The organism is Coleofasciculus sp. B1-GNL1-01, assembly GCF_040220235.1.
Lineage (GTDB): Bacteria > Cyanobacteriota > Cyanobacteriia > Cyanobacteriales > Coleofasciculaceae > Coleofasciculus.
Genome location: NZ_JAVJTO010000091.1, coordinates 25,542 through 45,744, shown reverse-complemented (window position 1 = coordinate 45,744; position 20,203 = coordinate 25,542). Strand labels below are relative to the sequence as shown.

Sequence of the window (20,203 nt, the reverse complement as noted above, 5' to 3'; positions counted from 1 at the left end):
CAAAGCCCTCTTAATTTCTTTGGACTCTTTTGTCTGATTGATAAAATTAGCTAATTCATCTATAATGTTCATTTTGTGTCCTTTTCCTAGGGATGTATTATTACTATTATATCTGTTGCGACCTATTTAGGGCTGCTATAGTTCCTCATCTTAATAGCGCGTAGTTTAATTCAAAAAAATTATATCTGTAAAAGCCATGAAGATAGAATCTCTTAAACTTAGCCGACACAAGCGACAAGCAACAAACAGAAAATTTGAGTGGCTTTCTACATCCAGCAATACGCGATCGCATACATTGAAAACTGACTAAACTCCGTACTTTACACCGATCAGATTCCCAGAACCCCGGTTTCTGGTAAGGACGACAACAAATCAGCATTTTAGGTGCGTTACGCTTCGCTAACGCACCCGATGAAATTAATTCTAAGCCAACTTACTTAACTCTCCATTACTCTCCTCTGTGATTATCGAACCAATCCCATCTAACGTCGCTGGAATCGTGCGCGGGTCCATAAACATGATCTTGCTGCTGTTACTACTACCAATTTTTATTCCCATATCCAAATAGTTTTGTGCCAATAAAAACTGTAGTGCTTGGGCTGATGAGGGAGCAGCGTTTAACTTTTTGCCAAGAATATCCATCGCGGCGGCTGTCCCTTGCGCCTTGAGAACTTGCTGCTTTTGTTGCGCTTCCGCCTCTAAAATAGCGGCTCGTTGACGGGCTTCTGCCTCAATGATTTGTGCCTCTGCTTCCCCTCTGGCACTATTAACGACGGCTTCTCGTTCTCCTTCTGATGTCAGAATTGCCGCCTGTTTTTTCCGTTCCGCTGACATCTGTAATTCCATCGCCCCTTGCACGGTTTTAGATGGAACAATATCCCGCAATTCTACCCGCGTTACCTTGACTCCCCACGGTGCTGTGGCAATATCTAATTCCCGCAATAGCATTTCATTCACTTCAGTGCGGGCGGTAAAGGTTTGGTTCAATTCAAGTTTCCCCATTTCTGAGCGAATTTGGGTTAATACTAAATTCACCATGGCGGCTTGCAGATTCTGAACTTTGTAATAGGATTTTTCCAAATTAATGACCCGCCAATAGACAACAGCATCTACACTAATTGATACATTGTCACGAGTAATGCAATTTTGAGGCGGAATCTCTAAAACTTGTTCCCGAATCGTTTCCATACAAGCAATCTGATCTAAAAACGGAATGACGAAGTTTAAACCAGGTTCTAATTTTTTACCATCATATCGACCCAGAGTTTCAACTAACGCCTCTTCCCCTTGCTTAATAATTTTGACACTCCCGGCTAAAGTCGTCCCGGTTAATGCGATAAATGCCATAAACAACCACTGATACATTTTAATTCTCCTCTTGAGATTCAATTTGCTTGAATGTGAACCGATTAGCCATTAAATGGTACAGGCTTGATGGTTTGTGAATACCACGGACAAGGAACCCATTACGCTCGAAATAAATGTTCCGGCAAAACAATTAATGTGTTATCATCTTGTCCGACAACATAAACGGTTTGATTTGCAGGAATACTCATTTGCCGTTCTTGACAACGCCCTGCCCAAGAACTGCCTTCATAGAGAACTCGTCCGGTTTCTCCTGGTGAAATTTCCGTTAATGTTTTGGCTTCCGTTGCTTCTGGAACTTTAAATTTTTTCCGCTTGAGCAACATCGGACGTATCCAGATAACCGAGGCTGTAGACAGTACCATCCAGTAAGTTACCTGCCAGCGAAATGCGATAAATCTTGTCATTCTAAACAAGCTAAACGCTATGATTAGGGAAATAATTCCCATCGACAGAGGCACAAGTCTGAACTTTTTGCTGAAGGCGTTTGGCAGAAACAACTCCAGTAGGCAAAGTACAACACCACTACCTAACCAGAACAAGGATGGATGAGGAATAAATGCTGACTTCGTAGTCGCTTGTGCCAGAATTGTTTGGGCATCAATGCGATTCACTTCTGTCTGCATTAACAGCAATGTGAACATCTGACTATTTTCAAATAGAAGGACGAATGACATAAGACGAAGGACTAACTCATGGCATGACAATCAAGGTATTATCCTCTCGCCGCACCACATAAACCGTTTGGTTAGGTGCGATCGCAAGCTGGGGATCGGCACAACAGGCTTGCCAAGAGGAACCCTCATACATCACTCGTCCCGTTTCTCCGGGTAATATCTCGGTTAACACCTGGGCTTGAGTCGCCTCTGGGATAGTATATTTAGGACGCCGAATCAATATAGGGCGCAACCAGATGGCAAACGCAAAGGATAATCCCATCCAATACATCACCTGTAAGCTAAACCCGTCATACATTAGGAATTGCCACTCAAACCCCAGTGCGATCGCGCCCTGCCATACAATAAATGAGACAAGTAGCGCACCTACACCCATCATCAGGGCAATAAACCGGAATCGCTTCGCCCAAGATTTGGGAATAAGGAATTCAACTAGGCAAAGTAGAACACCTACAATCAGCCAAAATATAGGTGGAGTAATCCGAAACGTTGATTGAGTTGTCGCCTGTGCCAAAACTTGGGATAACACATGAATGTCCTCGTGAACTCGGTTAATAGCAAGGGTTTTCTCTTGCTAATTGCTATTAAACCTGGTGGTGATTTGAGTTCGCGATGGAGTTCTTTGAGTTCTTATCGAGTTCTCATCGACTTTCCAGTAAGTCTGTCATTCGTCATTCGTCATTTGTCATTTGTCATTTGTCATTCGTCATTATTTAACCGTTAAGGAGGTAAAGACTCGTAGGGTGCGTTAGCGTAGCGTAACGCACCTTTACCCCCTGAACAGCGATACTATAGCACTACGCATTAAGGTTAGGACAATACAATTGGGTGAAAAGGCAACAGGCAACAGGCAATAGGCAACAGGGGAATGTCCTAACGTATCCCCGTAGGGCTATACACTCCAGAGGAATACCTAATCCTGGAGGAAGCAGCCGACTATAAAAGCGAGTACATTGACGGTCAAATTTATGCCATGGCAGGTGGATCTACCAATCACAATCGGATAGCTGGCAATCTTTATGCGGCACGGAATTTTGCGTTTAAAACCCAAGAGTATGACGTTTTCATGAGTGATGTGCGTCTGTGGATACCGAAAAGACGGATCTACACCTATCCCGATGTCATGGTTATTTCAGGAGAACCCGACTATTATAATAACCGCACCGACACAATCACGAATCCTCAGGTTATTATCGAGATTTTATCAAAATCAACCCAAGGGTATGACTGTAGTGACAACTTTCAGGCTTACCGCACAATTCCCAGTTTTCAGGAATATTTACTCCTGGATCAAACTCAACGATATGTAGAACATTTTTCTAAGATAGACGCTAAACAATGGTCATTGCGCGAATATGACGAATCCGATCAGGCGATCGCGTTCTCCTCAATCGATTTTGAAATTTCCTTAACTGATGCGTACAACAAGGTTAAATTTGAACCAGAAAATGCTGAGTCTGAGTAATATAGCACTACACATTAAGGTTAAGATAATAAAATTCTGTAGGGGAGGATGCGAGAGCTTTTGTTGCACGGGAGAAGGGGGCTCTGATTCTCTTACTCCCCTCTTACTCCCCTCTCCCAAACTTGGGAGAGGGGCTGGGGGTGAGGGGTTGAGCTTAAATTGACACGGATGTTTCACGACCATCTTTTGGGTTACACCCAGATGTGACTAAACCCGCCCCGAATCAGGGTTCTAGACTTCCCGTGAAATGTTATATCATTAAACCAACCCCCGCAGCAGTGATGTCACCAATAACTGCAAGTGAGTCGGTTCATGAGTTGCCATGACAGAAATGCGAATTCGACTTGTGGGGACAGTAGGCGGACGAATAGCTGGGGCAAAAATACCTGCCGTTTTTAGCTGTTGTGCCATATTCAAAACATCTTCGACATTAGGACATTGAAGGCACAGAATTGGAGATTCAGATGGTAATATATTCAGCCCAGATAACGTTTGCTGAATCAAAGACTTGAGCATTTCGACATTCTGCCAAAGTCTAGCGCGACGTTGCGGTTCTTTTTGGATAATTTCAATCGCCGTTAACGCCGCCGCCGTATCAGCCGGAGATAATCCAGTAGTATAAATCCAGCTAGGGGCGCGATTTCTCAAGAAATCAATTAGAGTCGCTGAACCTGCAATATATCCCCCCAAACTCCCCAATGCTTTACTCAATGTTCCCATTTGAATTAAGGGGTATTCCGTACAGCCAAAATGTTCCAAACAACCTGCACCAGTGACGCCTAAAACCCCCGTCGCATGGGCTTCATCAACGAGTACCATGCTGTTAAATTGATCCGCTAGTGAGAGAATATCTGGCAACGGACATAAATCCCCATCCATACTAAAAACGCTATCAGTCGCAATGAGACAACGGCGGTAATTGTGGCGATGGTGAACCAATTGATGCTTTAAATCTTCCATATCCCTGTGGCTATAGTTGATTACCGTCGCACCACTTAAAATTGCCCCATTCTTGAGGCTAGAGTGATTATACTGATCTGCCAGAATCAAATCTCGCTTTCCCACTAAAGCCACGATCGCACCTAAATTCGCCAGGTAGCCCGAACTAAACACTAATGCATCTTCGGTTTGTTTCAGGGATGCGATCGCACATTCTAATTCTCGATGCAATTCCCGATGTCCACTGAGTAACCGAGAACCGGTGCTACCTGTACCATAATGCTGAGTTGCTTTAATCGCCGCTTCAATTAAACGTTCATCTCCCGCCAATCCTAAATAATCATTACTGGCAAAATTAATCACTTCTTGCCCTTCCAGTTTTACCATCGCACCGGGGCGATTTTGCAGCGTTTGCACTGAACGATACCAGTTGGCTTTGTGGATAGTAGAAAGAGAGTCTTCTAACCAAGCATAAGGATTGGTTGTCATAAGTAGAAAGTTAATAGTTTAGATTAAGGAACAAATAACAGAAAATAAGCTGTTCGGTATTTCAACCTTAATGTCAAGACTTGGGAAATCCTTGTAGTACGTTTAGCGAAGCCATGCCGCAGGCTTTGCATCTTGCTCGTTACCCCTTCCCAATTTAAATGCGTCTTAGCTTACTCGTTTTCAGCCGCCGGATCAACTTTATCCTGTTCAGTTTCCCCATTTTTCACACTCTCAACTAAACCCATTTCAAAGGCAATTTCCGGTAAATCTTCAGCCTTATATTTTCCCGGTTGAAACATCTGTCCGGGGGTTAGACACATCTGTTTGAGTTCAACAACTTCAGTGGGAGCAAATAATCCTTTCCATCTTCTATTCTCAATGCCCATCGCTGATGACTCCTAAGGTGATAAGGACGAAATCCTTGTAGTGCGTTTAGCGAAGCCATGCCGCAGGCTTTGTATCTTGCTCGCTACTCATACCCAATTTAAATGCGTGAAAGCTTCTTCCACTATTTTAGCGGTACCACACCAGGAATTCAGGCTTGATTTATAAATTTTCTCTCACCCAAGCGCGAAACGCTTTCAACAGCGCAATTTCTCCCATTGTCTTACTCTGCTGAATAAATCGGCTCATTGCACTCACGGATACTAAAGGAAAAGCTAAACTAGATTCACACTCAACATAGTATCCTTCTACCCATTGATAAAATCGCAAAACTTGCCCATTATACCGCCACAGTTCAGGGACACCTAGCGCCGAGTAAATCCCCAACTTATCTACAGAACTGCTGGTAATATCAATTTCAATCGCTAAGTCAGGCGGCGGATCAATTTCTAAATCAATATCTTGCCGACCTCGAACAGCAGGTTCATTTTGGATATAATAACAATTATCTGGTTCTATCCCTCGCTTAACTATTTCTCGTTTCAGCGTTGTCGAACCAGCGCTTTTAATCTCAATGTCTAACTCTTCAGCTAATGCAACAATAAAATTACCCAAATTAGCCTTAGGATTCTCATGGTCAAAACGAGGCGTCATAATTTCCAACGTGCCGCCATCATAAGCAAACCGATACCCCCTGTCTTCACCCGTTTCTGCTAATAATGTTTCAAAGGTTTGCCAGCTAATATTTTGCAGGACAGTTCGTTGTTCAGCTAGAGTTGAGATTGTCAGCATATCTATAATCTCAGTTGAATGGCACGCTCCTTAATGTTACTGACTCATATAGCTAGGAAATAAATTTATTATTTTTAACCTCAATTAAGCTTTAGCCTACGGGGTAAGTTTTTGAACCCGTTTTAACGGGTTTAAGCTTTTAGCCCCAACTTTAGTTGAGGGCTGATTGGAGCATGACTTTAGGGTAGGCATTGCCCACCCCACAACTCTACTCCATGACACTCTTAAAAAAGTCAATCGTCTCTTTCAACACCTGAACAAACACGTCAATCTCTTCCCGCGTATTGTAGAAATACAAACTCGCCCGCGCTGAACCCGCTACCTCTAAAATGCGGTGCAACGGTTGAGTACAGTGATGACCTGAACGAATCGCTACTCCTTCATGGTCTAATAAGGTAGACACATCACTCGATGCCAATCCCTTGACATTAAACGATGCCAAAGCCGCCCGTCCTTTCCCCTCTGCTGTGGGTTGGGGACCATACAGGGTCAAATCAGGAACATCCCGTAACTGCTGGAATAGATACGCCGTCAATTCCTCCTCATAGGCATGGATTTTATCCATACCAATCCCCATTAAATAGTCTACCGCCGCACCCAGCGCGATCGCTTCCCCAATTGCAGGGGTTCCGGCTTCAAATTTGTGGGGCAATTCGGCGTAGGTGGAATAGTCGAGAAAGACTTCCGAAATCATCTCACCCCCACCCATAAATGGCGGCATTTCCAGCAACAAATCTAACTTGCCATACAAAAAACCAATCCCTGTAGGCGCACACATCTTGTGACCCGACGCCACTAACCAGTCACAATCCATCCCCTGAACATCAATGGGTGTATGGGGGACAGATTGGCAAGCATCAATCAATACCTTAGCGCCATACTCATGTGCGATCGCACAAATCTCTTCAACCGGGTTAATACATCCCAACGTATTCGAGACATGCACCACACTAACTAACTTCGTCTTCTCAGAAATCAGAGACTTAAACTGCTCTAAATCAAACTCCTGAGTTTCCGTCAGTTCCACATACTTCAACACCGCCCCCGTCTTCTGGGCAATGATTTGCCAAGGAACCATGTTGCTGTGATGTTCCATCACCGAGAGAATAATCTCATCCCCTGGCTGCAACGTATTTAATCCCCAGCTATACGCCACCAAGTTAATCGCTTCTGAGGCATTCCGGGTAAACACAATCTCATTCCGCGACGCCGCATTCACAAACGCCGCCACCTTATCCCGCGCTGACTCATACGCTTCTGTGGCGCGGACACTTAGCGCATGGGCGCCTCGGTGGACATTGGCGTTATCCCTTTCATAGTAATTTTGCAGCGCATTAATCACCGCCAATGGCTTCTGAGAGGTGGCAGCACTATCCAGATAAATTAACGGTTTATCGTGAACTTTCTCCTGCAAAATGGGAAAGTCAGAACGGACGATAGCAGCTAGGGTTTTTTCTTGGGTGATGGTCATTGGTTATTGGTCGAGGGAACAGGGAACAGGGAACAGGGAACAGAGGGAAAGGAATACAGCCTTTTTTCTGTGTTGAAAAAACATCTACCCTTTTTCACGACTCATTTCCGTTCCCTATCACTAAATTGTTCTACACATCGCACATTGGGCAAGTCTTTGCCGCAGGGAGTCCACCGGGATTCGCTGGAGAATCTCCGCGACAAAGGCATCAATTAACAGATTCCGGGCATTGGTTTCATTTAGTCCCCGACTTTGTAAATAGAACACATCCTCTGGGTCTAACTGACTCACCGTAGCACCGTGAGAACATTTTACTTGGTCAGCCGTAATTTCCAGTTGGGGTTTGGTATTCACACGGGCTTTAGCTGAAAGCAATAAATTGCGATTCAACTGAGCCGCATTGGTAAATTGAGCCGCTTGCGGCACGAAAACCTTACCATTGAATACTCCGTGCGCCCGGTCATCTATGATACATTTGTGCAACTGGTCAGTCATGCCATGAGGATGATTTAACAGTAAAGCACTGTGGGTATCGGCTACCTGTTCCCCACCAATCATGGTTAAACCATTCAGGGTGGTTTCTGTCGCCTCCCCCGTTTGTACGATTTCTAGATTATGTCGGGAGAGTCTCGCCCCTAAACTAATCGCATTACAGGTATAACGGCTATTTCGGGCTTGGGTGACGGCTGTTTTGCCAATATGGAACCCATCCATCGCTTCTCGCTGATTCCGGGTATGGATAACTTGGGCGTCGTCCTCAATCCAAATCTCCGTCACTTGGTTATTAAAATAAGGACGATTGACCGGAATATCGGGACATCCTTCCACATTCGCCGCGTAATGTTCAATCAGATTCACCACCGAACCCGCTTCAGCAACCACCAGACAGCGCGGTTGGCAAATGACAGGTACATCATCAGTGGTGGAAATAAACAGTAGATGAATCGGTGTCTCAACTATTTTAGCTTTAGGTATCCACACCACCGCCGCATCCGTGAGTCCCGATGTATTCAGGGCGGTGAAAACATCAGACGCAGCTTGTTGCTTGCCTAAATAATTGGGGATTCGTCCCTGATACGCATTGGGTAAACCTGCCAAATTCCCCACATATACGCCTTCGGGTAATCCCCTCACCGACGATAAATCCGGCGCATACACCCCATTGACAAAAACTAACCGACTATCCGGGGTTTCGGGTAGGGTGAGGGAGGTTAAGTCTAGGTGTTGCAGGAATTGTTCAAAAAACGCCTCAACTCCTTGAAAATTCACCGCCAATAACGGCGACAAATCTGTAAACCGCCATTCTTCATCCCGACGGGTAGGAATGGCTAATTCTTCCACAATCGCCGCCGCTTGATCCCGTAGTTGCTGGAGAGTGGCATTTAATTCTCCCCCGATGATGGGTTCATCTTGGCGACATTGGTCTAATAACGCCTTTAAATAGGAAAGTTCCGGTTTTGCAGATAGTTGTATACTCATTAGGCAATTACCTCAGCCGCTGCTTCTTCTATTACCCAGTCATAACCACGGGATTCTAATTCTAATGCCAATTCCTTGCCACCCGTTTTGAGGATGCGTCCTCCCGCCATGACATGAACATAATCGGGTTCAATATAATTGAGCATCCGTTGGTAGTGGGTAATCAAAATCATGGCATTGTCGGGAGTTGCCAACTGATTCACCCCATTGGCGACAATCTTTAGCGCGTCAATATCCAAACCGGAATCCGTCTCATCCAGAATCGCCATTTTTGGTTCTAACAGCGCCATCTGTAGAATCTCATTTCGCTTCTTCTCACCGCCAGAGAAGCCTTCATTTAAACTCCGTTCAAGGAAGCTGGGATTCATCTTGACAATTTCCAGCTTTTCTTCTATGAGATCCTCAAAGTCAAACGTATCAATTTCCTCTAATCCCTGATGTTTGCGGCGGGAATTATAGGCGACGCGCAAGAAGTCTAAATTACTGACACCCGGAATTTCTAAGGGATACTGAAACGCTAGAAATATGCCAGCCAATGCCCGTTCTTCGGGTTCGAGTTCCAGCAGATTTTGCCCCAGAAAGGTGATCTCGCCACCTGTAACTTCGTAGGCGGGGTGTCCCGCTAAAAGCTTAGAAAAGGTGCTTTTACCGGAGCCATTTTGCCCCATGATGGCGTGAATTTCTCCCGCCTTCACCTCCAGGTTTAATCCCTTGAGAATTTGTTGTCCTTCAACGTTTGCCGTCAAATTGCGGACGGATAAAATTACGTCGCTATTTTCTCTAATCATTGCTCGTTACTACAAGGTTTTGCTAATTCTGATAGATGGGATGGGATGTTCCAGACGTAGCATACTACGTCTCTACAATCGGGGCGGGTGTAGGGTGCGTAGGGTGCGTAGGGTGCGTTAGCGAAGCGTAACGCACCATTTCAAGCGTAACGCACCATTTCAAACGATAGTCGTGCCACCCGCCCCTACAGACGCGCCATGGTAATTTCCCAATCCCTAACCCACAGTTCCTTCTAATTTCAGACTCAACAATTTATCGGCTTCAGCGGCAAATTCCATCGGTAGTTCGTTGAAAACATCCTGACAGAACCCACTGACTATCATAGAAACCGCATCTTCTTCTGAGATTCCCCGCTGGGTAAAGTAGAAAAGCTGATCCTCGCCAATTTTCGAGGTTGAGGCTTCGTGTTCCACCTTCGCCGTATTGTTTTCGACTTGAATATAAGGGAACGTATTTGCCTCAGCGGTATCGCCAATCAACATGGAATCGCACTGGGAATAATTCCGCGATCCTTTTGCTTTCGGACTAACTTTCACTAAACCCCGATAGCTATTCTTAGAATTGCCAGCGGAAATCCCTTTAGAAATAATCGTGCTACGGGTATTTTTGCCAATATGCACCATTTTGGTTCCGGTGTCGGCTTGCTGCATATTATTGGTTAACGCCACGGAGTAAAACTCACCCACAGAGTTATCTCCAACCAGAACACAACTGGGATATTTCCAGGTAATCGCTGAACCCGTTTCTACCTGTGTCCAGGAAATCTTGGAGTTAACCCCTTTGCACAAACCGCGCTTGGTGACAAAGTTATAGATTCCACCTTTACCTTTTTCGTCACCTGCAAACCAATTTTGCACGGTGGAGTATTTAATTTCGGCGTTATCTAGGGTGACGAGTTCGACAACAGCGGCGTGGAGTTGGTTGGTGTCGTACATCGGTGCGGTACACCCTTCTAAGTAACTCACCGAACTCCCTTCTTCGGCGACAATCAAGGTGCGTTCAAACTGTCCCGTTTCCCCGGTATTAATCCGGAAATAGGTGGACAATTCCATGGGACATTCCACGCCTTTGGGGATAAACACAAAGGAACCGTCACTAAATACCGCCGAGTTCAAAGCAGCAAAGTAATTATCACCGACAGGAACCACACTCCCCAGATATTTCTGCACCAATTCTGGGTGTTCTTGTAGCGCTTCGGAGATGGAACAGAAGATAACCCCAGCTTCGGCTAACTTTTCTTTAAATGTGGTGGCGACGGAAACGCTATCGAAAATCGCATCTACAGCCACGTTAGACAGTCGCTTCTGTTCAGATAGGGGAATCCCCAGTTTTTCAAAGGTTTCCAGGAGGGCGGGATCAACGTCCTCTAGGCTGTTCAGCTTTTCCGTCTTCTTCTTCGGGGCGGAGTAGTAAATGATATCCTGATAGTTGATCGGCGGATAGTGAACGTGGGGCCACGTCGGTTCCTCCATCTTCAACCATTGGCGATAGGCTTTGAGACGAAACTCCAGCATGAACTCCGGTTCGTTCTTCTTAGCGGAGATCAGGCGGACTACGTCTTCACTCAAGCCACGGGGAATGGTATCGGCTTCGATGTCGGTGACAAAGCCGTACTTGTAGGGCTGGTTAACTAATTTTTTAACGGTAGCAGTCATTCGCTTCAGTGTTCTCTCTTCGATTAAGGATGGGAAGTGGTTCGTCTGTGGTTACCAGTTTGACAGGGTTCGGGCTGATTGCGGTAACGTTGCACTAGCTCTAGACTAAAACAACACCTTTGTTGTTTAACTCTATTGTAGGTTATATTAACAACTAAGATGTTGTCAAAGTCAACTAAATTTCTTCTCTTGCCCTAACACAAGTGTGATTTCACCCCAAAAGCCGATGACCACCACTCAGCAATCTTCTACCAAGCAAGACATTTTGCAGTATTTACTCAAACAGGAGCAAGCGATCGCCCATGCATTAGCGGAAGCTCTGGATATTAGTCCCCAAGCCATTCGGCGTCACCTGAAGGATTTAGAAGCCGAGGGACTGATTGAGTATGAGTCAGTATCGATGGGAATGGGGCGTCCTCAACATGTTTACCGCCTGAGCAAAAAAGGACGCGATCGCTTCCCTAACCATTATGGCGAGTTTGCCGTGTCCTTGCTAGACACCCTGGAAGAAACCGTGGGTCGGGATCAGGTGAGTACCATCCTCCAGAAACAGTGGGAACGCAAAGCCATGGAATACCGCCAGCTTTTGGGTCAAGGTTCATTAGCCGAACGAGTCGCCAAATTGGTAGAACTGCGCCAAAGTGAAGGATACATGGCGGAATGGTATCCGGTCGAATCCAGCGATGCTAGCGAGCAGACCCATAACCAGTTTATTTTCAGAGAACACAACTGTGCAATTTCCAACGTCGCTGAATCCTTTCCCAGCGTCTGTGGACATGAGTTAGAAATGTTTGCCGCCATTCTACCCGATTGTCAAGTCGAGCGCACCCACTGGATTAATCAAGGAGAACATCAGTGTGGCTATTTGATTCAGGCGAAATAGTTTGTTATTGGACATTGGTCATTGGTCATTCGTCATTTGTCAGGGAATAGGGAATGGGGAATAGGCAATAGGTAAGGTAGATTTTTGTGTTAACTTCCTCATCTCCCTAATCTCCCCCATCTTCCTCATCTTCCTCATCTCTCTCATCTTCCCACACCCCTGCTTTTCTATGTCCCAACAACCGACAACACAATTTTTAAGTCCAGAGGAATCTGCTGCGGTAGATAAAGCGTTACTCGCATCCCATGAGAAGTTTTTAACCCGATTAACCATTTCATCCCTGCGCCTTTTAACCCATATTGCCCAAGATACAGGAGTGGCTGTTGAAGAGTTAACGCCTCAGCAGGTGATTGATTGGTTTGAACAAGACAGCAAGATTCGCCGCGAACAAGGATCGGATGCCGCATTTTTGAAGTGGTGATTGGGTACTGCCACGCTGCTAATACCAAGTTGCAGTCAAGGAGGTAATCTGTCATGCATCGGTACACAGACAGATCCCCGACTTCTTGGAGAAGTCGGGGATCTTGCTTAGATTAACCTAAACGACTAACTGATTAAAATTTGTTCAGAAAAAAATAGAACATTTCATCGTGAAGATCACGCTTCAAAAATTTACATAAATTAATAAAAATAAAATTATTCAAATAAATAAAATAAGTTTGCCAAGAATTTATAGATTGAGCAGGTAATTTTATGCGGATTTTACCTATTCGCTAGTGAAGATTAATTATGATGGCGAGTATACAAAACTCGTGCGTAGAGGTAATTCCGTGAAACTTAAATTAACATTTTTACTATCAGTCGCCTTCGTCGCTGGTGTAGCAGCAAAAGCGCAAGCGGCGAATTTTTTTACCTATAATCCGAATGAACAAGAAATTTATCACACTACATTTGATAACGCCGAAGATTGGCAGCTAAACAATACTACGGTTGATCAGGGTGAACTTCAGGCTAATCCTGAAACCAACTGGGCATCAGCCTACTACGATCTCTCATCGTTGAATCAATTAGATTTAGATGAGGGTGATGTCGCTCTTTACTGGAGCGCTCGCACAGATCGAAGTAAGCCAGAACTGGGTAAGTTCTTTATGGAACTGAATGTTGTAGCAACAGATACTCAGGAACCGCGCCAAATTAACTGGAATATCCGTCCTATTTCTCCCCGTGATGGCAATTTCCGCAATTTACCCTATTTACTTTACGTTGATCCCGGCTTTCAGATTCCCCATGAAGTCGAGCAAGAATTGGTTGTTCCGGATCAATTTCCTGATACTGAAACTTACGAGAGTTTCCGGCTCACTCTCAGTAAAACGGGAGTGGATACGGTTGAAGTCACGCCCTATTATTGGCTGAATGATAATTGGCAAGCCTTTTCAGCTAAAGATGGTTCAACCCTACCCATGAGCGTCAGTATTCAAGATAATTTGGAAGGTCAAGACTATTTTGAATCCCTCAGTTTTCGGTTCCGCCAAAATCGATCCTATCTTGATGCGGTTGCTATTACTCGGATTCCCACCGATTCAGAACCCGTTGATATTCCAGAAGCCTCTACAGCATTAGGTTTATTCGCTATGGGTGCTTGGGGAATCCGTAAATTGATTCAAAAGCTGAATCGATAGAAGGATTACATGTAGGGGCAATTCATGAATTGCCCTCATTAGTCCAGCAACCACAGTTAGTCATAAAAATAAGTCAGAATTGCGACAGCTTTCCCTGCTAGTGCGATCGCAGTTGTTGCTCGGTTAACAATGTATTAACCCAAACCCGATCATCTGCCAACAATGGCGGTACGGGTTCTTGAGTATAATCGATTGCCAAATCATAACTTGCCTGGTCGTACACATTACTCAACAATACCTGTAAATCGACTAAAGGTTCCTGATCTCCAGACTTCAAGGGTAAGGGAAATGAGGGAATCGTATCTGGTAGATTAAAGGCATACAAATCAGCTTGAGGACGGCGATCTCCTCGACTGACTAAAATTCGATAATGAGTTTGACCATTGCTATGATAAACTGGCATAGGTTGACCCTTCCGCAGTAAATCAATTTCTACTAAATGAGTTGAACTGCCGAAGATTTTATTTCGTTTAGTTTCATATTTATCGCGACCTTCTCCCGAACGTTTATTAATCAGAGAGAGTATCTCAATGACGGTGACAACTTCACCCGTTGCGACTTCTCGGACTTCTAAATACCCTTGTTTAATTGTTTCCGGTAAAGGAACTTGTACCGTCTGAGGTTGAGTTGGAGATGGGGCGACAGCAACATTACTCATCGGCTGTTTCGTTGTCGCCTGTGAACGTTTGACCGTTAAATCAGGAATACCCACGAGTAGGGATTTTTCGCCAGCAGTTTCATACAGACGCACCTCAACCGCCACTCTGTATTTAGGACGCAATTGAGGAGACAGGCACTTAGTCAGTTCGCTAATCAGTAACAAATGTATTCCGGGCCAGATTTCAGGATGTTCTAGGTAAGGGTTCATCCCCGGAAACGGGTTTGGCATAAATTTCCCTCCTTGGCATTCGATTCTCATTCCTTAAATTTTATCGTCGTTTTGCCCTAGCGTTGGGAATTGGCGGCATCAGACAGATTAATTAAATCCGTCTTCGCTTAATACGGATGAGTTTGCAACCAAGTGGTAATTTGAACAGGTAGAGATATCTGAGTCATTAGGTATCCCTCCCCAGAAAAAGGATAGTGTGTATCAGGCATTAGGACGATTGTTCAAACGGGGACTGATTACCAAGCGTCCATCAGCTACAGAAAAACGAAATAAGGTCTATGGCATATCTAATCCTTATGATTATGCACCAACAGAATCCTGTGACAACAAGCCGGAAATTGAGTCTATCAAGATAGAGGGAAGTCCCCCCCTATACCTGATAAAGTGTCAGTTAGAAAGTCTGAAATCATTGAAATAACTGAATCACAAGAAACTGACAGTTTAGCTGAGAGCAAAATTAATAAGCTGTCATGCATTTAAATTGGGTATTAGTAGCGAGCAAGATGCAAAGCCTGCGGCATGGCTTCGCTTAACGCACTACAAGGATTTCACCATTATTGACATTAAGGTTTAAATGCCGAACAGCTTACTTTACTGACAACCTCAAACGAACAAGAAAAGGTAAATACTCCAATCCCTTGTGTAGAGGAGATTTCGGTAAAACTGACAGACTCAGACAATCAGGAGGATGAGTCCCAAGCTGATGCTTCACAACTGGTACAAGAGGAAATCACCAGCGGGGCAGAATTGGCACAGTCAGATGATGAAGATCAAAAGGATATGGGGGAAATTGGTAAAACTTACTTGGTCTATCGAGAAACAGGTTGGGTGGAAGCGGTATTAATTGATGCTCCCGATCCGCCTTTATCGACGGGCTGGCTCTTTATGCGTGATGATACCGGAGTACAATTCCCAGTTTTCGATCGCGATAGTTTTAGGGAGGTAAGCAGCGATTGAATCAACCAATCGACACCACTCACCAAATAGCTGAAACTCTATATTTCTCGTTGAGTGGTGTCGATGCCATACAGGGAAAGGGTTTTAGGCGTGTGTTTGGCGCAATTTTTGGGAGGACAGGTTATAATTTCAGCAGTGGTGTCGATTTGGCGGCTGAATCCCAGTCTGGGCAAGGCGTCCTGAAGGAACAGTCCCCACTCGCTGGGGAAATGAAATTTAACATGATTTTCACTGAATCAAGCACGGATAAGAGCGTGAAACTCTTGTGAAATCATAGTTTAGTATACCAATTTATTCCTTATGTCAGTGCCATTCAAATTGACACTGTTAACTCAATTCATGTTCAACTACTTACAGCCTAGCTGACAAGACAACGAAATACTCTCAAAATTTCTCTCTCAAATAAAATCATGACTCAAAAAGAGCCTAACAAACAAATTACAACACAAAAGGCAGAAGCTGGTAGAAATGCTACGCAAATTGCTGGAGATTATAGGAGCCATAATAGTTACAATATTTTGCTTCCCCTCATTGGGATTTTAGCTCTTGGAGGGATAGCCGGAGCTGTAGTTTTTGGAATGAATCATGGTGGACAAACTCCCCAGTTGGAGCCGCCACAGTCATCTCCCCAGTTGGAGTCGCCGCAGCCATAACAAACTCCCTGACTTGAATTTCAGTAGCTCCCACAGTATTGGAGAATTTAGGGAATATGAAAGCTTGATCTATCGATAGGTTAACTAATAAAAATGTCTCATCAAGAAGATAGAGAAACTAACAATATTTCTCAAACTGGAAGCGCTGGTAAAGACTTATTCCAAATTGGTCGTGACTACATTAAATATATAAGGGTACATATTGCTGCTGGTGATTGGGGGATTGTAATCTTCAATTTAATCTTAATTTCTATATTTATTTATGGTCTAGGGCATGGTACTAAGTTGATTAGTGAAAAAGTCATAAGTAAAATCAACTCGGCAACACAAAAGTATTCTGAGCCTGATATCAAACCATCAAGTAAAGATTCTTCGATGTCTACCACCGATCCGGCTGCTGTGCCAGCATCCCCCTCAGTGTCTTCAAACCCCTTTGAAAGTGCTTTATTTCCGCAGGATTCTTGCGGTGATCAGCAACCGGATAACCCAAACGATTATCCTGTCAGTTTTTACCCTGTATATGTTGATTATAGTGAAAATCTACTTAATACAGTGAGGAGTAATTTTTGTGAAGATTCTCGAAAAGTGTTTCGAGAAAAAGTTAATAAAGACATGATCATAGTGGCATCATTCACTGATCTTAAACGCGCCCAGCAGTTTAAAAATTTTATGATTAGTAAATTGGGGAGTGGCGACATTGGTGAACCATCTCTAATTAGGGAGCTGTTGAACTCTTCTTCTAAATCTGGAAGTAATTCAGATAGTACAACAAGCTCAGAAAAATCAATTTCGGGTTTTGACGAAGTTTCGTTTGATTGTTCAAATTATTCAAAAGATTTGGTGGTTAACTATGTTGATTTGGAGTTAACTTTAAGATGTATTAGTCATATTTTAGGTCATAAACATAATATTTCGGGTGTTAGTCTTGGTATTTTGGCGAATAATTATAGTAATGATTGGTATGAAGTTATATCTGAGAAAGGCTCTATAGAGCTGATTAATCCTGGTGGTTCAATTGAAATTTCTGGTGCTAAGCAAGAAGATAAAAAAATTTTTGCAAAAAAATATTCAACTTCCCCGACTAGGAAGGTGACGATAAATTGTAATGATCAGCCCTTAAATATTTGGAAATTAGAGATGACACCAAGATGTACTTCTAGTGGTACTTATGTTGATTTGCAGATTAATAATTCAATTTTGTCCACTCTTCCTTATGAAATAGTTATAGAACTACCTAACGGTAAAAGAGGTTTTTATCGTGATAATATAGGTGGCAATTCTAGTAGTAGTTTAATGTCCAGTAATCGTCAAATTAGTTTTACTATGTGGGTTCGATACTAATGCTATTTATGGGGAGGCGTCACCTGTCAACAAGCTCAACTTTCACTGTGAGCAGTTAGGAACTACTATCAAGTAATTTTTCCGGTGAGGTGGAAAATAGGAGCGGGAAAATTTTCTATTACGATTCCAATATATGACGTAGTGTAATAAAAAAAATTCGCTCTTTGCCGAGCCAATTCCGGCGGAATGACCAGAATTTCACCCAACTGCCGATCGCCTTTTAAAAACTGGTTTTAAAAAACTAAAAAGCAGTAAGTAGACAAAGTATCGGTCTGACTGACACCAGCATAATTGTTGTCACAGTGACATAAGAACTGATTATCGAGAATAACCGCGATCGCGGGAATTACACCCAAGCAAAACTTATAAATCTAAATAATCTCAAAGCGATAAACCAAGGGACGCGGTTCCCTGGTATGAAGCTGGTCTGAAAAGGCTGAAAATGTTGTTATTGCGTTGTTTCGTCGCGTCTAGACTGCTGTCACCGGGGAATATTACTGCAAAGCGATAATCGATGAAAAATCCGAGGGCGATCGCGAATTCAATCACTGAATTGTTTTTCAGTAAAACACCCAACTGGCAAGGATTATAATCGCGCTAGGGCTTTAAACTATCGCTTGTAAGTTATCAAATATCAGGTCAAGTCGCGATCGCGGCTTGACCCTCATCGATGGTCGTTAGGAAGTGTATGTTATCGGCGCAAGATCTAGGAGATGTCACTCAACTTAAAATTCGGCACTCAAGGGTGTGCGGGGGAAGGGAATCACGTCTCGTATATTTCCCATCCCCGTCATAAACTGCACCAATCGCTCAAATCCTAAACCAAACCCTGCATGGGCAACAGTACCATAGCGCCGCAAGTCTAGATACCACCAAAACTCCTCTGGATTCATTCCCTGATTCTGGATGCGCTGCTGGAGAACATCGAGGCGTTCCTCCCGTTGGGAACCGCCGATAATTTCCCCAATCTTCGGCGCTAGTACATCCATGGCGGCAACAGTTTTGCCGTCCTCGTTCAAACGCATATAGAATGCCTTGATCCCTATGGGGTAATCGCTGACTATAACCGGTTTCTGAAATAGTTCCTCTGCCAAATAGCGTTCATGTTCCGACTGTAAATCTGCCCCCCACTCAACGGGATACTCAAATTTTCGATCAGCTTTTTCTAATTGCGCGATCGCATCAGTATAGGTAATCCGCTCAAACTGATTGTTGATAATATTTTCCGCCGTTGCCAGAACGCTATTATCAATCCGCTTATTGAAAAATTCCATGTCTTCAGGACAGTTCTCAAGTACCGAGGAGAATACATACTTGAGAAACTCTTCCGCCAAGTCCATATCGCCCTGTAAATCGCAGAACGCCATTTCCGGTTCCACCATCCAAAACTCGGCTAAATGGCGGGATGTATTGGAATTTTCCGCCCGGAATGTCGGACCAAAGGTATACACATTGCCAAATGTCATCGCCATCACCTCGGCTTGCAGTTGCCCACTGACGGTGAGGTAGGCTTGGCGTCCAAAGAAGTCTTGACTAAAGTCCACCAATTGATCTTCGGTTTTGGGAATCTCGTTGAGGTTGAGATTGGTTACCGTAAACAGTTCTCCCGCCCCTTCACAATCGCTGGCGGTGATAATCGGGCTGTGAATCCACAAAAACCCCCGTTCCTGAAAGAATTGGTGGATAGCATTAGCACAAGCATTACGCACCCGTAACACAGCACCGATTGTATTGGTACGCGATCGCAGATGCCCAATGGTTCGCAAAAACTCAAAGGAATGGCGTTTTTTCTGGAGCGGATAAGTGGCGGGATCGGCTTCCCCATACACCTGCACCGAATTTGCCCTCAACTCAATCCGTTGTCCTTTTCCCGGAGACGGCACCAATACGCCAGCAACTTCTACAGACGCCCCAGTGTTGACCTGTTGGAGAATCGTTTGATAATCGGGTACGTCGGGATTCAGGATGACTTGCAAATTTGCCAAGCAGGAGCCATCATTCACCTCCATAAAGGCAAACTCTTTAAGTTCTCGTTTCGTGCGTACCCAGCCCTGAATGGTTACGGTTTCATCCGGCTGACCCGTGCGTAAAAGTTGTGCGATCGGTTTCTTTTGCATAATTTTGACAGTTTACCCAAATCAGTCCTACCTCATCTGCCCATTTCTGGACAATTGATTCAGCTTTTTTTATTGTCAGTTGAATAGGAAATCAAGTTAGGGATCAATTTAAAACACTATAGAATCAATTATTTTCGCGAATAAGCGGGGAATTTGTCATGAGCTGGAGATAGATGGTTTCACCGCCTTGGCGTGGATCAATCTTTCAGGCTCGGCGACTAGAAATCCGGGTAGAAAAG

20 protein-coding genes are annotated in these 20,203 nt (G+C 44.1%); 8 read left to right on the top strand and 12 right to left on the bottom strand.

Going from position 1 to position 20,203, the window contains the following annotated elements; translation table 11 throughout:
- Window positions 1–423 precede the first annotated feature (423 nt).
- From RID53_RS22510 to RID53_RS22500, 3 genes are all read right to left on the bottom strand, one after another.
- Window positions 424–1,365 carry an SPFH domain-containing protein gene (locus RID53_RS22510; protein ID WP_446390226.1) on the bottom strand — a complete coding sequence of 314 codons (942 nt, stop codon included), beginning with the start codon at window positions 1,363–1,365 and terminating at the stop codon, window positions 424–426.
- Between the two features lie 101 nt (window positions 1,366–1,466).
- Window positions 1,467–2,042 carry an NfeD family protein gene (locus RID53_RS22505; RefSeq protein ID WP_446390225.1) on the bottom strand — a complete coding sequence of 192 codons (576 nt, stop codon included), beginning with the start codon at window positions 2,040–2,042 and terminating at the stop codon, window positions 1,467–1,469.
- Window positions 2,043–2,058: 16 nt separating this feature from the next.
- Entirely contained in the window at window positions 2,059–2,571 is a 513-nt protein-coding gene (locus RID53_RS22500; protein WP_446390224.1) for an NfeD family protein, read from the bottom strand.
- Between the two features lie 351 nt (window positions 2,572–2,922).
- On the opposite strand from RID53_RS22500, the gene RID53_RS22495 reads away from it, so the two are divergent.
- Window positions 2,923–3,507 (top strand): Uma2 family endonuclease, encoded by a 585-nt coding sequence (locus tag RID53_RS22495; RefSeq protein WP_446390228.1) that lies wholly within the window; start codon window positions 2,923–2,925, stop codon window positions 3,505–3,507.
- Window positions 3,508–3,765: 258 nt separating this feature from the next.
- Here RID53_RS22495 and bioF read toward each other — a convergent pair whose 3' ends face one another.
- From bioF to sufB, 7 genes are all read right to left on the bottom strand, one after another.
- Complete coding sequence (gene bioF, locus RID53_RS22490; protein ID WP_446390223.1) at window positions 3,766–4,935, bottom strand: 8-amino-7-oxononanoate synthase; 1,170 nt, start codon at window positions 4,933–4,935, stop codon at window positions 3,766–3,768.
- Window positions 4,936–5,105: 170 nt separating this feature from the next.
- Entirely contained in the window at window positions 5,106–5,321 is a 216-nt protein-coding gene (locus RID53_RS22485) for a hypothetical protein (protein WP_446390222.1), read from the bottom strand.
- 160 nt (window positions 5,322–5,481) lie between these two features.
- On the bottom strand, window positions 5,482–6,111 hold the full coding sequence (locus RID53_RS22480; RefSeq protein ID WP_446390221.1) for a Uma2 family endonuclease: 630 nt from the start codon (window positions 6,109–6,111) through the stop codon (window positions 5,482–5,484).
- 208 nt (window positions 6,112–6,319) lie between these two features.
- Entirely contained in the window at window positions 6,320–7,582 is a 1,263-nt protein-coding gene (locus RID53_RS22475) for a SufS family cysteine desulfurase (protein ID WP_446390220.1), read from the bottom strand.
- A gap of 120 nt (window positions 7,583–7,702) precedes the next feature.
- A complete protein-coding gene (gene sufD / locus RID53_RS22470; protein ID WP_446390219.1) occupies window positions 7,703–9,061 on the bottom strand; it encodes a Fe-S cluster assembly protein SufD in 1,359 nt (452 codons plus the stop codon).
- Window positions 9,061–9,849 carry a Fe-S cluster assembly ATPase SufC gene (gene sufC / locus RID53_RS22465; RefSeq protein ID WP_446390218.1) on the bottom strand — a complete coding sequence of 263 codons (789 nt, stop codon included), beginning with the start codon at window positions 9,847–9,849 and terminating at the stop codon, window positions 9,061–9,063. The genes sufD and sufC overlap by 1 nt, the downstream gene beginning before the upstream one ends.
- A gap of 216 nt (window positions 9,850–10,065) precedes the next feature.
- Window positions 10,066–11,505 (bottom strand): Fe-S cluster assembly protein SufB, encoded by a 1,440-nt coding sequence (sufB, locus tag RID53_RS22460; RefSeq protein WP_446390217.1) that lies wholly within the window; start codon window positions 11,503–11,505, stop codon window positions 10,066–10,068.
- 226 nt (window positions 11,506–11,731) lie between these two features.
- Here sufB and sufR point away from each other — a divergent pair, with 226 nt between their 5' ends.
- The 3 genes from sufR to RID53_RS22445 all read left to right on the top strand — a co-directional run bounded on the left by sufR (window position 11,732) and on the right by RID53_RS22445 (window position 14,007).
- Window positions 11,732–12,388 carry an iron-sulfur cluster biosynthesis transcriptional regulator SufR gene (gene sufR, locus RID53_RS22455; protein ID WP_446390216.1) on the top strand — a complete coding sequence of 219 codons (657 nt, stop codon included), beginning with the start codon at window positions 11,732–11,734 and terminating at the stop codon, window positions 12,386–12,388.
- 169 nt (window positions 12,389–12,557) lie between these two features.
- The gene (locus tag RID53_RS22450) at window positions 12,558–12,809 is read left to right on the top strand and encodes a hypothetical protein (protein WP_446390215.1); all 252 of its coding nucleotides are present in this window, start codon (window positions 12,558–12,560) and stop codon (window positions 12,807–12,809) included.
- Window positions 12,810–13,158: 349 nt separating this feature from the next.
- The gene (locus tag RID53_RS22445) at window positions 13,159–14,007 is read left to right on the top strand and encodes a hypothetical protein (protein WP_446390214.1); all 849 of its coding nucleotides are present in this window, start codon (window positions 13,159–13,161) and stop codon (window positions 14,005–14,007) included.
- A gap of 97 nt (window positions 14,008–14,104) precedes the next feature.
- Here RID53_RS22445 and RID53_RS22440 read toward each other — a convergent pair whose 3' ends face one another.
- Window positions 14,105–14,896: a DUF4058 family protein gene (locus RID53_RS22440; protein ID WP_446390213.1), complete on the bottom strand. Its 792-nt coding sequence runs from the start codon at window positions 14,894–14,896 to the stop codon at window positions 14,105–14,107.
- Between the two features lie 747 nt (window positions 14,897–15,643).
- Between RID53_RS22440 and RID53_RS22435 the strand changes: the two genes are divergently transcribed.
- From RID53_RS22435 to RID53_RS22420, 4 genes are all read left to right on the top strand, one after another.
- Entirely contained in the window at window positions 15,644–15,853 is a 210-nt protein-coding gene (locus RID53_RS22435; RefSeq protein ID WP_446390212.1) for a hypothetical protein, read from the top strand.
- Window positions 15,850–16,122, top strand: a complete 273-nt coding sequence (locus RID53_RS22430) for a hypothetical protein (RefSeq protein WP_446390211.1) — start codon at window positions 15,850–15,852, stop codon at window positions 16,120–16,122. Before RID53_RS22435 ends, RID53_RS22430 begins: the two co-directional genes overlap by 4 nt.
- 141 nt (window positions 16,123–16,263) lie before the next feature.
- Window positions 16,264–16,506: a hypothetical protein gene (locus RID53_RS22425; protein ID WP_446390210.1), complete on the top strand. Its 243-nt coding sequence runs from the start codon at window positions 16,264–16,266 to the stop codon at window positions 16,504–16,506.
- Window positions 16,507–16,599: 93 nt separating this feature from the next.
- Entirely contained in the window at window positions 16,600–17,847 is a 1,248-nt protein-coding gene (locus RID53_RS22420) for a hypothetical protein (protein WP_446390209.1), read from the top strand.
- A gap of 725 nt (window positions 17,848–18,572) precedes the next feature.
- On the opposite strand, the gene asnS is transcribed toward RID53_RS22420, so the two are convergent.
- The gene (gene asnS, locus RID53_RS22415; protein ID WP_446390208.1) at window positions 18,573–19,964 is read right to left on the bottom strand and encodes an asparagine--tRNA ligase; all 1,392 of its coding nucleotides are present in this window, start codon (window positions 19,962–19,964) and stop codon (window positions 18,573–18,575) included.
- Window positions 19,965–20,203 lie beyond the last annotated feature (239 nt).

Coding starts and splice junctions, on each gene's coding strand:
- RID53_RS22510 (WP_446390226.1), bottom strand. CDS start 1,365: ATGTATCAGTGGTTGTTTATGGCATTTATCGCATTAACCGGGACGACT.
- RID53_RS22505 (WP_446390225.1), bottom strand. CDS start 2,042: ATGTCATTCGTCCTTCTATTTGAAAATAGTCAGATGTTCACATTGCTG.
- bioF (WP_446390223.1), bottom strand. CDS start 4,935: ATGACAACCAATCCTTATGCTTGGTTAGAAGACTCTCTTTCTACTATC.
- RID53_RS22485 (WP_446390222.1), bottom strand. CDS start 5,321: ATGGGCATTGAGAATAGAAGATGGAAAGGATTATTTGCTCCCACTGAA.
- RID53_RS22480 (WP_446390221.1), bottom strand. CDS start 6,111: ATGCTGACAATCTCAACTCTAGCTGAACAACGAACTGTCCTGCAAAAT.
- RID53_RS22475 (WP_446390220.1), bottom strand. CDS start 7,582: ATGACCATCACCCAAGAAAAAACCCTAGCTGCTATCGTCCGTTCTGAC.
- sufD (WP_446390219.1), bottom strand. CDS start 9,061: ATGAGTATACAACTATCTGCAAAACCGGAACTTTCCTATTTAAAGGCG.
- sufC (WP_446390218.1), bottom strand. CDS start 9,849: ATGATTAGAGAAAATAGCGACGTAATTTTATCCGTCCGCAATTTGACG.
- sufB (WP_446390217.1), bottom strand. CDS start 11,505: ATGACTGCTACCGTTAAAAAATTAGTTAACCAGCCCTACAAGTACGGC.
- sufR (WP_446390216.1), top strand. CDS start 11,732: ATGACCACCACTCAGCAATCTTCTACCAAGCAAGACATTTTGCAGTAT.
- RID53_RS22450 (WP_446390215.1), top strand. CDS start 12,558: ATGTCCCAACAACCGACAACACAATTTTTAAGTCCAGAGGAATCTGCT.
- RID53_RS22440 (WP_446390213.1), bottom strand. CDS start 14,896: ATGCCAAACCCGTTTCCGGGGATGAACCCTTACCTAGAACATCCTGAA.
- RID53_RS22425 (WP_446390210.1), top strand. CDS start 16,264: ATGACTCAAAAAGAGCCTAACAAACAAATTACAACACAAAAGGCAGAA.
- RID53_RS22420 (WP_446390209.1), top strand. CDS start 16,600: ATGTCTCATCAAGAAGATAGAGAAACTAACAATATTTCTCAAACTGGA.
- asnS (WP_446390208.1), bottom strand. CDS start 19,964: ATGCAAAAGAAACCGATCGCACAACTTTTACGCACGGGTCAGCCGGAT.